The organism is Stakelama sediminis (assembly GCF_014199335.1).
Lineage (GTDB): Bacteria > Pseudomonadota > Alphaproteobacteria > Sphingomonadales > Sphingomonadaceae > Sphingomonas > Sphingomonas sediminis.
In genome coordinates this window covers 583,218-596,985 of sequence record NZ_JACIJI010000001.1, presented here as the reverse complement: position 1 = coordinate 596,985, position 13,768 = coordinate 583,218, and the positions used below count along the sequence as shown (strand labels likewise).

Annotated in this window: 14 protein-coding genes and 1 pseudogene; 6 read left to right on the top strand and 9 right to left on the bottom strand. The window is 63.0% G+C overall.

Going from position 1 to position 13,768, the window contains the following annotated elements; genetic code table 11:
* Positions 1–121: 121 nt before the first annotated feature.
* The gene (locus tag FHR23_RS03050; protein WP_184001434.1) at positions 122–607 is read left to right on the top strand and encodes a winged helix-turn-helix transcriptional regulator; all 486 of its coding nucleotides are present in this window, start codon (positions 122–124) and stop codon (positions 605–607) included.
* A 65-nt stretch (positions 608–672) separates the two neighbouring features.
* Here the strand turns inward: FHR23_RS03050 and FHR23_RS03045 are convergent, their stop codons facing one another.
* Entirely contained in the window at positions 673–984 is a 312-nt protein-coding gene (locus tag FHR23_RS03045) for a DUF2061 domain-containing protein (RefSeq protein ID WP_184001433.1), read from the bottom strand.
* A 6-nt stretch (positions 985–990) separates the two neighbouring features.
* Entirely contained in the window at positions 991–2,202 is a 1,212-nt protein-coding gene (locus FHR23_RS03040; RefSeq protein WP_184002148.1) for an LL-diaminopimelate aminotransferase, read from the bottom strand.
* Positions 2,203–2,215: 13 nt separating this feature from the next.
* On the opposite strand from FHR23_RS03040, the gene FHR23_RS03035 reads away from it, so the two are divergent.
* Together FHR23_RS03035 and FHR23_RS03030 are read left to right on the top strand one after the other, a co-directional pair.
* Entirely contained in the window at positions 2,216–4,036 is a 1,821-nt protein-coding gene (locus FHR23_RS03035) for a PHA/PHB synthase family protein (protein WP_184001432.1), read from the top strand.
* A 118-nt stretch (positions 4,037–4,154) separates the two neighbouring features.
* Positions 4,155–5,066: a phasin family protein gene (locus FHR23_RS03030; protein WP_184001431.1), complete on the top strand. Its 912-nt coding sequence runs from the start codon at positions 4,155–4,157 to the stop codon at positions 5,064–5,066.
* A gap of 97 nt (positions 5,067–5,163) precedes the next feature.
* Here the strand turns inward: FHR23_RS03030 and FHR23_RS03025 are convergent, their stop codons facing one another.
* Positions 5,164–5,730: a DUF1993 domain-containing protein gene (locus tag FHR23_RS03025; RefSeq protein WP_184001430.1), complete on the bottom strand. Its 567-nt coding sequence runs from the start codon at positions 5,728–5,730 to the stop codon at positions 5,164–5,166.
* Positions 5,731–5,918: 188 nt separating this feature from the next.
* On the opposite strand from FHR23_RS03025, the gene clpS reads away from it, so the two are divergent.
* Complete coding sequence (gene clpS, locus FHR23_RS03020; RefSeq protein ID WP_184002147.1) at positions 5,919–6,248, top strand: ATP-dependent Clp protease adapter ClpS; 330 nt, start codon at positions 5,919–5,921, stop codon at positions 6,246–6,248.
* 165 nt (positions 6,249–6,413) lie between these two features.
* Here the strand turns inward: clpS and FHR23_RS03015 are convergent, their stop codons facing one another.
* A complete protein-coding gene (locus FHR23_RS03015) occupies positions 6,414–7,154 on the bottom strand; it encodes a Crp/Fnr family transcriptional regulator (RefSeq protein ID WP_343042958.1) in 741 nt (246 codons plus the stop codon).
* A 131-nt stretch (positions 7,155–7,285) separates the two neighbouring features.
* Here FHR23_RS03015 and murA point away from each other — a divergent pair, with 131 nt between their 5' ends.
* Complete coding sequence (gene murA / locus FHR23_RS03010; RefSeq protein ID WP_184001429.1) at positions 7,286–8,569, top strand: UDP-N-acetylglucosamine 1-carboxyvinyltransferase; 1,284 nt, start codon at positions 7,286–7,288, stop codon at positions 8,567–8,569.
* 97 nt (positions 8,570–8,666) lie between these two features.
* On the opposite strand, the gene FHR23_RS03005 is transcribed toward murA, so the two are convergent.
* The 4 genes from FHR23_RS03005 to FHR23_RS02990 all read right to left on the bottom strand — a co-directional run bounded on the left by FHR23_RS03005 (position 8,667) and on the right by FHR23_RS02990 (position 12,514).
* Positions 8,667–9,227 carry a DUF1003 domain-containing protein gene (locus tag FHR23_RS03005; RefSeq protein WP_184001428.1) on the bottom strand — a complete coding sequence of 187 codons (561 nt, stop codon included), beginning with the start codon at positions 9,225–9,227 and terminating at the stop codon, positions 8,667–8,669.
* Positions 9,228–9,516: 289 nt separating this feature from the next.
* On the bottom strand, positions 9,517–10,773 hold the full coding sequence (locus FHR23_RS03000; protein ID WP_184001427.1) for an adenosylmethionine--8-amino-7-oxononanoate transaminase: 1,257 nt from the start codon (positions 10,771–10,773) through the stop codon (positions 9,517–9,519).
* Positions 10,770–11,393 carry a dethiobiotin synthase gene (gene bioD, locus FHR23_RS02995; protein ID WP_184001426.1) on the bottom strand — a complete coding sequence of 208 codons (624 nt, stop codon included), beginning with the start codon at positions 11,391–11,393 and terminating at the stop codon, positions 10,770–10,772. Before bioD ends, FHR23_RS03000 begins: the two co-directional genes overlap by 4 nt.
* Positions 11,390–12,514 (bottom strand): 8-amino-7-oxononanoate synthase, encoded by a 1,125-nt coding sequence (locus FHR23_RS02990; RefSeq protein WP_184001425.1) that lies wholly within the window; start codon positions 12,512–12,514, stop codon positions 11,390–11,392. The genes bioD and FHR23_RS02990 overlap by 4 nt, the downstream gene beginning before the upstream one ends.
* 127 nt (positions 12,515–12,641) lie before the next feature.
* Here FHR23_RS02990 and FHR23_RS02985 point away from each other — a divergent pair.
* Positions 12,642–12,926: pseudogene (locus tag FHR23_RS02985) on the top strand (hypothetical protein); the annotation flags it as partial.
* Positions 12,927–13,121: 195 nt separating this feature from the next.
* Here the strand turns inward: FHR23_RS02985 and FHR23_RS16805 are convergent.
* Positions 13,122–13,403 carry a DUF2335 domain-containing protein gene (locus FHR23_RS16805; protein WP_425506349.1) on the bottom strand — a complete coding sequence of 94 codons (282 nt, stop codon included), beginning with the start codon at positions 13,401–13,403 and terminating at the stop codon, positions 13,122–13,124.
* Between the last annotated feature and the right edge of the window lie 365 nt (positions 13,404–13,768).

The following is a 13,768-nucleotide window of genomic DNA, read 5'->3' as shown; positions in this document are numbered from 1 at the left end:
AGATTGGTTTCCGACTGCTACTTACATAAGTGTAAATATTGTTGCAATGCGGAATTTCTGTCCTGCTGCGGGAATCGGATTTTCTTTGGTTTATGCGATATTTGCCCTAAGCTTGCTGATTATGGGGGATAAGGTCGTAACGCCACTGAATCGACTCGCTGCCAAATGCAGCCTTCCCGCCGCATTGGAAGCGGTGGGGGAGCGGTGGTCGTTCCTGATCCTGCGCGCGGCGTTCAACGGACTGTGCCATTTCGAAGAGTTTCAATCCGAACTGGGCATTGCGCGCAACATCCTCGCCAATCGGCTGGCGCGGCTGGTCGAACACGACATTCTGACCCGCCGCCCGATGGCGCGTGACAAGCGCAAGGTCGAATACAGCCTGACGGAAAAGGGGGCGGCGCTGCTGCCGACGATGATTGCGTTGCGGCAATGGGGCGAACGTTGGGAAGCGGGTGAGGGGGCCTGTCCGCTACTGGTCGATGCCCGCGATCACGAACCGCTGGCGAAGGTGGTCGTGCGTGCCCATGACGGACGTATTCTGGGCAGGGACGATCTGTTATGGACCTTGCCGGACGAGGATGAGCCGCAGCCGGCGGGCACGCCCTAGGGCGGATCGTCAGACGCGGATGGCGCGGGATTCGCCATCCGCTCGTTACTCGGGCCGGACCGGTTTTACGGGTCGATTTCCAGTGCAGATATGCCGGAACCGGTGGATGCGCCTGTATCGCCCTCTGCTTCGGACGCACTTTCGTCCGGCAGACGCTGGGTGACATGTCCCCAGCGCACTGTCGCCCAGATACGCTCGTGGAAATAAAACAACACGATCTTGGTGAACACTTCGGTGCCCGCGATCGCGCCTGCGGCACTGGGGTTATGGGTGAACAGGAAGCTCAGCACGAACGTGTCGATGCTGCCGAGCACGCGCCAGCTTACCGCCTTGACGATGGAACGCGGATGGCTCTCCGCGCCGCGGAACAGGAACATAAGAGCTTAGCCCGTATGCGCCACAGGTGCGTTTACACCCATGCTTTGCAGATAGCGTTTCACGTTGCGCGCCGCCTGGCGCAGACGTTGTTCATTTTCTACCATTGCGATCCGTACATAGCCTTCACCATTCTCGCCATAGCCGACGCCGGGCGCGACGGCGACCTTTGCATGGGTGAGTAATTGTTTGGAGAACTCAAGGCTGCCTAAATGCGCAAGCGCGGGCGGTAGCGGCGCCCAGGCGAACATCGATGCGGGCGGGGAGGGGATATCCCATCCCGCCCGACCGAAGGATTCGACCAGCACGTCGCGGCGATGCTTGTAACGCTGACGGGCTTCCTCGACGCAATCCTGCGGTCCGTTGATTGCGGCGACGGCAGCGGCCTGAATGGGGGTGAAGGCACCGTAATCGAGATAGGATTTCACCCGCGACAGCGCCGCGATCAGTTTCTGGTTGCCGACTGCGAAGCCGATGCGCCAGCCCGCCATCGAATAGGTTTTCGACATCGACGTGAACTCTACCGCGACATCTTTCGCGCCCGGTACCTGCAGGATCGACGGGGTCGGCTTGTCATCGTCGAAATAGATTTCCGAATAGGCAAGGTCCGACAGGATCCACAGCCCGTGTTCCTTCGCAAACGCCACGACGCGTTCGTAAAAGGCCAGGTCTACCGTCTCCGCGGTGGGATTGGACGGGTATCCCATCACCAGCACCGACGGGCGCGGCACGGTGAAGTGCATCGCGCGCTCCAGGCTCTCAAAATAATGCTCGTCGGGCGTGGTCGGAACCGAGCGGATCGACGCGCCCGAAATGATGAAGCCGAAGGTGTGGATCGGATAGGACGGATTGGGTGCCAGAATGACATCGCCCGGTGCAGTGATCGCCTGCGCCAGATTGGCCAGCCCTTCCTTCGACCCCAGCGTCACCACCACTTCGCGGTCGGCGTCGATATCGACCCCGAAGCGGCGTCCGTAATAATTCGCCTGCGCCTTGCGCAGGCCGGGAATCCCCTTGGACGCCGAATAGCCGTGCGCGTCGGGTTTGCGCGCGACTTCGGCCAGCTTTTCGATGACGTGCGGCGGCGGCGGCTGATCCGGGTTGCCCATGCCGAGGTCGATAATATCCTCACCCGCCGCCCGTGCCGCCGCGCGCATGCCGTTTACCTCGGCAATGACGTAGGGCGGCAGACGCCGGATGCGGTAAAATTCCTCTGACATATGATAAACCTCCATGCCGCAGGTTCCCTTGTGGCGGCATACCCCGCTATACGAACATGCGGAACGCCGCGCCAGAGGAGAGGTGGAATTGGCCGATACGGATACGCCCGACCAGACCGGGGAGGCTCCCCGCACCGCCACGCTGGACGATCTTCAGCACTGGACATGGGTGCTGGGCAAGGCGCAGCAGATGCTGCTCGAAAACGGCTTCATGACGCTCGATGCCGCCGATCTGAAAGGGTGGAGCGATCCAGGTGCCTTTGCACGCGCAAGCACCGATTTCTGGAGCGACACGATGAAGCTCTGGCAGCGATTTCTCGATCCCGCGCAGGCCGAACCGCTGGTTGAATCGCCGGAACATGCCCGCGACCGCAGGTTCAGGGCACCGCAATGGCGCGAAAACCCCGTCTTCGATTTCATCCGGCAAAGCTATTTCCTGATTGCCGACCATCTGCTGAAGGGGGTCGATGCGATCGAGGGCGTCGACGAAAAGCAGAAGGAGCAGATTCGTTTCGCCACGCGCAGCTTTGTCGATGCGATGAGCCCGTCCAACTTCGCGATGACGAATCCGCTGGTGCTCGAACGCATGATCGAAACGCGCGGTGAAAACCTGTTGCGCGGGCTGGAGAACATGCTCAACGATATCGGCAAGGGGCAGCTGACCCAGACCGATCCGCAGGCGTTCGAGCTGGGACGCAACATCGCGATGACGCCCGGCAAGGTGGTCCGCCGAACGCCGCTTTACGAACTGATCCAGTATTCGCCGACCACCGAAACCGTGTTCGAAACGCCGCTGGTGATCTTTCCGCCATGGATCAACCGCTTCTACATCCTCGACCTGTCGCCCGAAAAAAGCTTCATCAAATGGGCCGTCGATCAGGGGCTGACGGTGTTCGTGGTTTCGTGGAAATCGGCGGACGAATCGATGAAGGACGTCGGCTGGGAAGATTATATCGAACGCGGGCAGATCGATGCCATCGACGCCGTGCGCGACCTGCTGAAGGTCGATTCGGTGCACACCATCGGCTATTGCGTCGCGGGCACGACGCTGGCCGCGACGCTGGCGGTGCTTGCCGCGCGCGGGCAGGCGGACAAGGTGGCCAGCGCGACCTTCTTCACCGCCCAGGTCGATTTCACTCAGGCGGGCGACCTCAACCTGTTCATCGACGATGAGGTGATGAAGCTGATCGATACGCTCAGCGCCGACGGCTATCTGGACGGACGCTATATGGCCGCGACGTTCAACCTGCTGCGCGGGCGCGACCTGATCTGGAACTATGTTACCAACAATTATCTGATGGGGGAGGACTATTCCCCCTTCGACCTGCTGTTCTGGAATTCGGACGTCACCAACCTGCCTGCCAGATGGCATAAAAGCTATCTGAGCGATCTCTATCGCGACAATCTGCTGGTGAAGCCCGGTGCGATGGCGATTGCAGGCACGCCGATCGACCTGACGAAGGTGAAGACGCCCGCTTATGTTCAGGCGGGGCGCGAGGATCATATCGCGCCTGCACAAAGCGTGTGGAAGCTGACCGAATATCTGTCCGGGCCGTTACGTTTCGTGCTGGCCGGGTCCGGCCATATCGCGGGCGTCGTCAATCCGCCCGATGCCAGGAAATATCAGTTCTGGACGAACGAGAAGCAGGCCGCCTCGCTCGACGACTTCCTCGCTCATGCGACCGAGACAAAGGGAAGCTGGTGGCCGGACTGGTCGACCTGGATCGCGCAACGCAACCCGAAAAAAGTCAAGGCGAAGGGCGCCCGCGTCCCCGGTCGCGGCAAGCGCAAAACCTATGGAGACGCTCCTGGAAGCTACGTGCGGACGCGCTGATTACCGTAGCATAATCGCTGCAACATGACAGTCATGTTGCAGTGCACAATTTCCTTGAAATCGCTGCTGATGGGGTGTATATGCTGCGCCGCAGCAATAGTAGCGGGAGTCCGCAAGGATGGCAGACAAGGAAAAAACGACCGGAACTTCTTCCGGTTCCACGCCCAAGGCCGCGCCGCCCAGGCGTGTAGCGAAGCCGAAGGCAACGCGCCGTAGCACCGCCAAGGCTCCGGCGTCGAAACCGGTGGCTGCCAAATCCGCCGCCGTAAAGGCTGCGCCGACCCCGGCGAAGAAAGCTGCACCTGTAAAGGTTCAGGCAAAGCCGGCCCCGGCAACGGCAGCGCCAGCCCCGGCAAAGGCCGCACCGGCTCCTGCCGCGGAAGTCAAAGAAGTGAAGAAGCCCGATCCGGCACCCGCTCCCGCAGCGAAGGTTGTCGAAACGGCGCCGAAGGAAATTGAAAAGACCGTTGAAGCTGCCGCTGCCCCGGCCAAGACGGCAATCGCGCAGAGCGCGACCGCAGTTGAGAAAGCGGTCGCTGAAACATCCAGGGCCGCGGAGTCCGTCGCCGCGTCCACAATCAAGGAAAAGTCCGTTATGACCACCGTTGAAGCTACCATGGAAAAAGGCCAGGCGATGTTCGCCGAAATGAATGAAAAGACCAAGGCTGCGTTCGAAAAGAACGCCAAGATGGTCGAAGAATTCAACGATTTTGCCAAGGGCAATGTCGAAGCGATGGTCGAATCCGGCCGCATCGCTGCCAAGGGCCTTGAAAGCCTGGGTCAGGATGCAGCCGAATATGGCCGCAAGTCGTTCGAAAGCGCGACCGCCGCGATGAAGAGCATGTCGTCGGTCAAGTCGCCCACCGAGCTGCTGAAGCTGCAGGGCGATTTCTTCCGTGGCGCGTTCGACAGCTATGTCGCCGAAGCATCGAAGCAGACCGAAGCGATGCTGAAGCTGGCCGGTGATGCTGCCCAGCCGCTGTCCAACCGCGTTGCGGTTGCCGCTGACAAGGTAAAGACTGTCGCCTGAGCATATCCGGCAGTTTTTACCCGACAGGGCGGTTGCGTATCCACGCAGCCGCCCTTTTTCTATGCAGGCAGCAACTGACTCCTGCCGCTGACCGGGTTCAGCCGGTCGGCATGGTGCCGGGACGCAGATAGGGGAACATGTGGGCGACATAATCCGCCTTGCCCAGTTCGACCCCCTGATTGCGCAGGATGGCATAGGCCGTCATGACGTGGAAATAGAATTGGGGCAGCGTCCAGTCGCGGGCATATTGTTCCGCCGTCATGTCGAAGATCATGCCCATCGGCAGGGCGTGGGCGATCGGCCGCTGCGCATCGCCGTCAAGCGCATCGGGCGCCAGCGCATCGAGCGTCGCAACCGTTTCTTCGATCCTCGCCTTTGCGTCGGCGATGGTGCCGGGCCGCTCGCCTGCCGCACGGCCCTCGTTCAACAGCGTTTCGACCGCCCCGGCAAAGGGTTTATCCTGCAACCGGCCGATCGCTTCCAGGGGCTGCACACAGGCAAAGCGTATCTGTGTCGACAGCGGCAACATGTCGGGCGCGAGCCGCGCGGACAACAGGGCGTCGGCCTTTTCCGGTCCCATCTGGCTTTGCGCCTTGTCCAGCCAGGTCGACACGGTGTTCAGCATCTGGCGGCAGGTCGGGACGAGCAGGCTGGTAAGCGACATGGGGAGACACCTTTTTGCAACGAAAATTCGGGACGAGGACTGTTGGGGTCAGGCCCTAACGCGTACCGCCGGTTTACGCCAGTTGCGCGATGACGGGTATTTTTACCGCGATAGGCTCTTGTCGCGGGCGGGCGGAATGCCATATTTTCTATCGCGTGATGGTTGAGCTTCCCGATTTTACGATCCGTATGAACGATGCGGATGACGATGACGATGGCAACGACAGTTCTGTCGGCCTTGCCACCCGCACGCGCACGCGCACCAAAAAGCCCACGCCCTATCGGGTGCTGATGCTCAATGACGATTACACGCCGATGGAATTCGTCGTGCTGGTGCTGCAACGCTTCTTCCGGATGACGATGGAGGAAGCGACGCAGGTGATGCTCCACGTCCATCAAAAGGGCGTCGGCGTGTGCGGTGTCTTCAGCTATGAAGTCGCAGAGACGAAGGTGGCGCAGGTCACCGACTTCGCGCGCCAGAATCAGCACCCGCTGCAATGCACGCTGGAAAAGGCCTGAGCGTTCGTTTCTTACGTCGCTGGCCAGCGACTTTCTGAACCCGGCATCAAACTCTAAGCCAGCCACCCGGTTCGTCACTGCGAGGAGCGAAGCGACGCGGCAGTCCCGCGCATCGGATCGGGCTGCCTTGCCGCGCACAAGGCCGGCCCCCGATAGCCGCCGGGCCTATCGCGCGGGCAACAGCCAGCCCAGTTGCAGCCCCTGATAGCGATTGACGTAATTGGCGGTACGCGCCAGCGCGGCTTCGTCGGTCAACGTCACCCGGCCGTTTTCGCGACGGATGAACCCTTCTTCCTCCAGTTGCCGCAGCATCCGGTTGACATGCACCGATGTCAGGCCGGTGGCATCCCCGATTTCTTCCTGCGTCAGGCCCAGCGTGAAGCTGTCGGTGATGTTCTTGTCGGTGGTACACAGCCGGTCGCGCATTTCCAGCAGCAGCGCGCCGACGCGGACCTTTGCAGAGGTGCGCCCCAGTATCGCCAGCCGGTCGGTCAGCGCCACGCGCTCGATCTGGCTCAGGATCAGGATCAGCGCGCCCACGCGCGGCTGTTCGGTCAGCAACTCGCTGAGCGCGGAGCGGTCGAACGGGCACACCGTGCAATCCGACAGCGCGCACAGCGTTTCCGGCGCTTCGGTGTAAATCACACCGGGCAGGCCCAGCATGTCGCCGGGAAACAGGAATCGCAGAATCTGGCGGCTGCCGTCGTCGAGCAGCACATAGCTCATCATCAGGCCCTTGCGCAGGATGAACATCTCGCTCGACGGTTCATTCGCGCATTGCAACAGGGTGCCGCGACGGATCTCCCGCTGGCGTTCTTCCAGCCGCTCCACAGCCTGCCGTTCCGCGTCGGTCAGTTTCGCAAACTCGCTCAATACATCTGCGAAACAACTGGCTGATTTGCCCACGCTTTCCCCCTGAACTTAGGATGCTGAAAGAGCAGTGCCGGACGATTTGTGCATTAAAGTCGATCAATCTGCCGCATCATTCGTCGCAGCGGCCCCTTGATCGCATCCGTGCAGGCGATAGAAGCCCGTCAATGGATCGTATTCTCATTCGCGGCGGCAATCGCCTTTCCGGACGCATCGCCATTTCGGGCGCCAAGAACGCTGCGCTGACGTTGATGCCTTGCGCGCTGCTCACCGACGAGCCGCTGACGCTGCGCAACCTGCCGCGTCTCGCCGATGTCGACGGTTTCGGCCACCTGCTCAATCAGCTCGGTGCCTCGACCGCGATCGAGGGCACGCGGCCCGAAGATTTCGGCCGGGTGATGACGATCCGCGCGGGGCGGCTGACATCCACCGAAGCGCCCTATGACATTGTCCGCAAGATGCGGGCCTCGATCCTCGTGCTCGGCCCGCTGATCGGGCGCGCGGGCGAGGCGACGGTCTCGCTGCCCGGCGGCTGTGCGATCGGCAACCGGCCCATCGACCTCCACCTGAAGGCAATGGAGGCACTGGGCGCGGAGATCGAACTGACGGCGGGCTATGTAAAGGCGACGGCGCCGGGCGGGCGCTTGCCGGGCGGACGTGTCAGCTTCCCCATCGTCTCGGTCGGTGCGACCGAAAATGCGGTGATGGCGGCGGTGACGGCAAAGGGCGGTTCGGTCATCGAAAACGCCGCACGCGAACCCGAAATCGTCGATCTGTGCAATCTGCTGGTCGCGATGGGCGCGTCGATTTCCGGTATCGGCACGGAGACGCTGGAGATTGAGGGGAGCGACCGGCTGCACGGCGCGACCTATCGGGTAATGCCCGACCGGATCGAGGCGGGCAGCTATGCCTGCGCCGCGGCGATCACCGGCGGTGCGCTCGATCTGGTCGGGGCCGATGCCGATGCGATGCGCGCGACGCTGAGCGCGTTGCAGGAAGCGGGCGTGACCATCGAGGAGCGCAAGGGCAGTGTCTATGTCGAGGCGTCGAACGGTCTGGCCCCGCTGACGCTGTCGACCGCGCCCTATCCGGGCTTCGCCACCGACATGCAGGCGCAGTTCATGGCGATGCTGTGCAAGGCGGACGGGGCCAGCGTGCTCACCGAAACCATTTTCGAAAACCGCTATATGCACGTCCCCGAACTGGCGCGCATGGGCGCGGATATTCAGGTGCGCGGCCGTGCCGCCGTGGTGCGCGGCGTCGACAGACTGGTCGGCGCGCCGGTGATGGCCACCGACCTGCGCGCCTCGATGAGCCTGATCCTCGCCGGGCTGGCGGCGGAAGGCGAAACCCAGGTCAACCGCGTCTATCACCTCGACCGCGGCTATGAGCGGCTGGAGGAAAAGCTGCAAAAGGTCGGCGCCGATATCGAACGCGTCGGCGACGGGTAGGTACGTCCTCCCTGTTCACGGGGAGGCGGACCATGCACAGCATATTGGAGGAGGCGTGTCACGGCTACGCCGCATTCCTGTATCGGCGATCTCCGGTTCAGGATGTGCCCCGGCATCCCAGCTTGGTGTGCAATTCCTCCGTCATGGCCTCGATATGCTGGCTCAATTGTCTGGTCAGCTCGGTCAGTTCGGTGTTCTGCTGCATCAGTTCGACAAGCTGCGCGGTCTGCAGGGCAGCGACCGACTGGCGTTGTTCGGATGCGGCGGCAAGGTCTTCGCGATGTTTCGCCTCGGCAATCGCATCCAGCTTGTCGCGATCGGCCTGACGCGTCTGGGCGAGCAGGATCAGCGGCGCCGCATAGGCTGCCTGTAAACTGAACATCAGATTCAGCAGGATGAACGGATAGGGATCGAACCGCGTCCAGCCGACCACATTCACCAGTATCCACCCGCCGACGATCACGGTCTGGGCGGTCAGGAATGTCGGTGTTCCGAAAAAGCGCGCGAACGTTTCCGCACGCTGTCCGAACCAGTCGTCGCCGAAAACCGAGGTTGCCCGGTGCGTCGGCCAGTGAAAATGTTTCGCCGGTCCCGATTTGCCCGATGCGGGGCCGCCCGGCCCCTGTTGCGCCCCCGGTTGCTGTTGCGCCGATACCATGTGCCGTCCTTTGCCTGCCGTTGAAAGAGGGGGTAGAGCTATCCTCAATGCCGGATTCTGCGCGATGAAAAGCGCAGACCCGTCCTGCTTTCATACGCCGGGATCGGTTTCGAAGCATCTGATTGCGCATGGGCAGGCATCAAAAATACGGGGGGCGCCGAAACCGCAAAACCCGCACGAAAGGCGTCGAAAAGTTCCAGAGTGCTGTTGGCGGTATGTCTGCGATTCTTCTGCCTTGATGACCCGACCCCCGCCGGGCCTGGGCGGCGCACCTCATGAGAACGGAAAATCACCCACACGCATCGATGCCGCTCGCAATCGCCGCATACACCGCATCCAGTTCGGCCTCGGTGATGCAATAGGGGGGCATGACATAGACGGTGTTGCCCAGCGGGCGCAGCAGCATGCCCTGCGCGCGGAAATGCGCGGCGAGTTTCGGGCCGACGGCGGAGAGATAGGTGCCGTTCGCATCGCCGACCTCCAGCGCGGTGATCGTGCCCGCCTGTCGCGCACCGTGCACCGCCGGGTGCTCTGCCAGTGCCGCCAGCCGCAACGCCTGCCGCTCGGTCAGCGTCGCGATGCGTTCACGCACCGGCTCCTCGCGCCAGATGTCCAGATTGGCGCACGCCGCGGCACAGGCAATCGGATTGGCGGTATAGCTCGACGAATGGAAGAACATGTCCGCCTTGTCGGTGGAATAATGCGCGTCGAAAATTTCCGGCGTCGCAAGCGTCACCGCCAGCGGCACCGCGCCACCGGTAATCCCCTTGGACAGGCAGACGATATCGGGCACCACCCCGGCCTGTTCGCAGGCGAGCAGCGTGCCGGTCCGCCCCCATCCGGTCATCACTTCATCGGCAATGAACAGCACATTGTGGCGCATGCAGATTTCGCGCATCGCCGCCAGCGTCTCCGGCCCGTAAAAGCGCATCCCGCCCGCGCCCAGCACCAGCGGCTCGACAATCAGCGCGGCGAGCGGCTCGTCGCCGGTGCACGCCGCCTCCAGCGCGTCGAGCGTTGCCTGCTCCGCTCCGGCGGCAGGGAAGGGCAGCGCCGTCACATCGAACAGCAGCGGCTGGTACGGCCGGTTATACACGCCCCGCTCGCCCACCGACATGCCGCCGATCGTGTCGCCGTGATAGCTCGACTCCATCACCGCGATCCGGTGGCGCGGCGCGCCGCGATTGACCCAGTATCCCAGCGCCATTTTCAGCGCGACCTCGACACTGGTCGATCCGCTGTCGGAAAAGAACACATGCGCCAGCGGTTCTGGCATCATGGCGATCAGCCCCGCCGCCAGCGTTTCGGCGGGCTCATGCGTGAACCCGGCAAAGATGATCTGGTCCAGCCTGCCCGCCTGTTCGGCAATCGCCGCCATGATGCGCGGATGGCAATGGCCGTGCGTCGTCACCCACCAGGACGAGATGGCGTCGAGGAAATGCGTGCCGTCCTTCGTCCACAGGCTCGCGCCCTCGGCCCGCGCGATCTGCGGGATCGGCTCGCGCAATCCGTGCTGGGTAAAGGGGTGCCAGACAGGGGAGGTCATGCGAAATCGTCCGGGTTGAAATGCTCGGTGAAGGTGGATGCAAGGGCTTCGGGCGTCAGCGGGTTGAGGCGCGGCAGGCGGCCCAGCCGCTTGACGCCCCCGATCTCGCAGATGGTGGCTTCGCTGTCGGGTTCGGGGTCGCCGACGAACGCGATCCCGCGGGTCGGCACGCCCCGGCTGCGCAGCGCCTCGATCGCGGTCAGGCTGTGGCTGATCGTGCCCAGCATGGTGCGCGCGACCAGTACCACCGGCACCTGCCAGCGCGCGAACAGGTCGGCGAACAGCAGGTCGCGGCGCACCGGCACCAGCACCCCGCCAGCGCCCTCCGCGACCAGCGGGCCGGGCGTTTCGGGCAGCGCCAGCGCATCGTCGGCAATCGTCACCCCGTCAATCTCCGCCGCGCGGTGGGGGGAGCACGGCGTGTTGAGGCGATAGGCGGGCGGCAGGATCGTGTCCGCCGGACGGCCCGACAGCCGCGCGACCGCGTGCGAATCCTCCTCATCCTCCAGCCCCGACTGAATCGGCTTCCAATAGTGCGCGCCCAGCGCCCCGGTCAGGGCGGCGGCGAACACCGTCTTGCCGATGCCGGTATCGGTGCCGGTGACGACGATGCGGGTCATGCCATGCTCTCCTTCAGCGCGTCCGCCAGCGCATCGATGGCGGCGCGGTCGATATTGCGGGTGACGGCGATGCGCAGCCGCGCGGTCCCGGCGGGAACGGTCGGCGGGCGAATGCCGCGCACGTCGAACCCGCGCCGCTGCAACGCTTCCGCGACCGCCATGGCGCGGGCATCCTCGCCCAGAATCAGCGGCAGGATCGACGATCCCGATGCCACGGCGCCCAGCGGCTCCAGCCTTTCGCCTGCATAGGCGACCAGTTCCGTCAGTTCGGCCCGCATCGCGTCGCCCCCGGCCACCAGCGCCAGCGACGCGCGCGCCACCGCCGCCATCAGCGGGGAAGGGGCGGTCGAGAAAATGAACCCGCGCGCGCGGTTGACCAGCATGTCGCGCAGCACGGCGGGGAGCAGCAGCAGCGCGCCCTCGCACCCATAGGCCTTGCCCAGCGTCACCAGCCGCACGACCCGCTCCTCGCCCGCCAGCCCCGCGGCCAGCCCGGTGCCGCGCGGCCCGAACACGCCGCCTGCATGGGCCTCGTCGATCGCCAGCATCGCCTCATGGCGGCGGGCGACGGCCAAGAGGTCGGTCAGCGGTGCACGGTCGCCGTCCATGCTGTACAGGCTCTCGACCGCGATCCACGGCGTGCCGGTGCCGCCGTCCCGGCGCCATGCGGCAATCGCCCGGTCGGCGGCGTCGGGGTCGTTATGGGCAAAGCCGGTCGCGGCACAGCGCGCCAGCCGCATCCCGTCATGGCTGCTGGCATGGATCAGCGCGTCGTGGAAAATATGGTCGCCGGTTTGCGGCAGGGTGGCGAGCAGCGCGGCATTGGCGGCGAACCCGCTGCCGAAGAACAATGCGGCCTGCGCCCCGAACAGCGTGGCGGCCTCCGCCTCCAGCGTCGCATGTTCGGGATGGTTGCCGCGCAGCAGCCGCGATCCGCCGGACCCGGTCGGCACCCCGCGCTCCAGCGCCGCGCGCGCCGCGTCGCGCAACGCGTCGCTGTCGGCCAGCGCCAGATAGTCGTTGGACGCGAAATCCAGCCCGGTGCGCGGGTTCAGGCTGCGCAGCCGGGCAATGCGTTTCAGACCGTCCAGATGGTCAGCGTACCGTGACAACAGGGGCATGGCGTGCGCTTAAGCGCTCCATGACTGTCCGGCAACCTGTGCAGTTGCGCACTATGGGGTCAGAGACCGGCATCCTTCGCGATCACCGCGCCGATGCCCGACCAGTCGATATCCTCCCCCTCAATACTACGGCAGGTTTATCAACAAATACGTCTATGACCCTATCGAGCACGGCTACGTGAAAGCGGAACTCGACAAGCTGAATATCACCGATGAGGGCAAGCGCCGTGCACGGTTCCATCAGTGGCTAACTGGCGAGGGCCGAACCATCCTGACTCGCCAGATCGGCAAGGTAGAGGGCATCATGGAAATGTGTGACGACATTGAATACTTCAAGCGGGTTACGTCCCGCCAAAAGGCCATCACAGTGGCTCCATACCTGTTCGACGAGATAAATCGGATTATTGATTAGGCTACTTGCGCCTCTTTGGGCGACGAGAGGGCTTAGGGGCAGGCGGCGTTGGCTCCTGTTCTGTGACGCCTCTGTCGCGCCCAAGAAACATCCCTGTAATTGCAATAAGCGTTGCACCGCCGAGCACAGAACCAGCGATTGGCTGACCTAGCCAAAACGTGAATGCGATCACGGCGAGCATCGCAAAGAGTGCTGTCAGGGAAACCATTGCCCTCGCGTCCGGAGCCCATATTCGCTTTTCACCAAACCGCTTTCCATGGCGTGCCGATGCTTCATATTATCTTCGGCCATGGTGATAATGCGGTCAGCGGCACCGGGACTAATTTCATCATAGTGAGCCAAGTCCTCGGGCGCTGGGAGCGGGCCGCTATGAAATTTATGGAGAACCGTGCCTATCAAGAGCTCAGCTTCCCCCCTCTTTTCGGGGCGGAGAAGTGGCTTAAGCTTAGATACGATTTCTTGAGTTGGTGAATGCATTCCCTCAGACTGAGCGGGGCGGTCTGGATCAGCCACGTTCGTCGGCGTAAACGGTAAGAGCCCTACGCAAATCAGCACCAACCGCGTTCCAATCGTCCGCAATATCGCCCATCTCAATCGACGGCATTGCGCTCCAAAGATTGATCGTCCCAGCTCCTTGCTGGAGCAGGCGGCGCCTACGGAACCTGTTGACGCTCCGGTTAGCCGCCATCAAGCGCTTATCATGGAATGTCATAAATCACCCTTCAGGTATCAGCAGCATAAGTGGCGCTAGACTTTCGGGTTGTCAACGAGCCATCGTCCAAGAACGTTCCTTATAGGGCCGATGTGACCGTTGGGTTAACGAGAACCTATGTGGGTAGCTA

Excerpts from the sequence above, each read along its gene's own strand:
- murA (WP_184001429.1), top strand. The coding sequence starts at position 7,286 with ATGGATCGTATTCTCATTCGCGGCGGCAATCGCCTTTCCGGACGCATC.
- FHR23_RS02990 (WP_184001425.1), bottom strand. The coding sequence starts at position 12,514 with ATGCCCCTGTTGTCACGGTACGCTGACCATCTGGACGGTCTGAAACGC.
- FHR23_RS03030 (WP_184001431.1), top strand. The coding sequence starts at position 4,155 with ATGGCAGACAAGGAAAAAACGACCGGAACTTCTTCCGGTTCCACGCCC.
- FHR23_RS03005 (WP_184001428.1), bottom strand. The coding sequence starts at position 9,227 with ATGGTATCGGCGCAACAGCAACCGGGGGCGCAACAGGGGCCGGGCGGC.
- FHR23_RS03040 (WP_184002148.1), bottom strand. The coding sequence starts at position 2,202 with ATGTCAGAGGAATTTTACCGCATCCGGCGTCTGCCGCCCTACGTCATT.
- FHR23_RS03035 (WP_184001432.1), top strand. The coding sequence starts at position 2,216 with ATGCCGCAGGTTCCCTTGTGGCGGCATACCCCGCTATACGAACATGCG.
- FHR23_RS03045 (WP_184001433.1), bottom strand. The coding sequence starts at position 984 with ATGTTCCTGTTCCGCGGCGCGGAGAGCCATCCGCGTTCCATCGTCAAG.
- FHR23_RS03050 (WP_184001434.1), top strand. The coding sequence starts at position 122 with ATGGGGGATAAGGTCGTAACGCCACTGAATCGACTCGCTGCCAAATGC.
- clpS (WP_184002147.1), top strand. The coding sequence starts at position 5,919 with ATGAACGATGCGGATGACGATGACGATGGCAACGACAGTTCTGTCGGC.
- FHR23_RS03025 (WP_184001430.1), bottom strand. The coding sequence starts at position 5,730 with ATGTCGCTTACCAGCCTGCTCGTCCCGACCTGCCGCCAGATGCTGAAC.
- bioD (WP_184001426.1), bottom strand. The coding sequence starts at position 11,393 with ATGACCCGCATCGTCGTCACCGGCACCGATACCGGCATCGGCAAGACG.
- FHR23_RS16805 (WP_425506349.1), bottom strand. The coding sequence starts at position 13,403 with ATGCATTCACCAACTCAAGAAATCGTATCTAAGCTTAAGCCACTTCTC.
- FHR23_RS03000 (WP_184001427.1), bottom strand. The coding sequence starts at position 10,773 with ATGACCTCCCCTGTCTGGCACCCCTTTACCCAGCACGGATTGCGCGAG.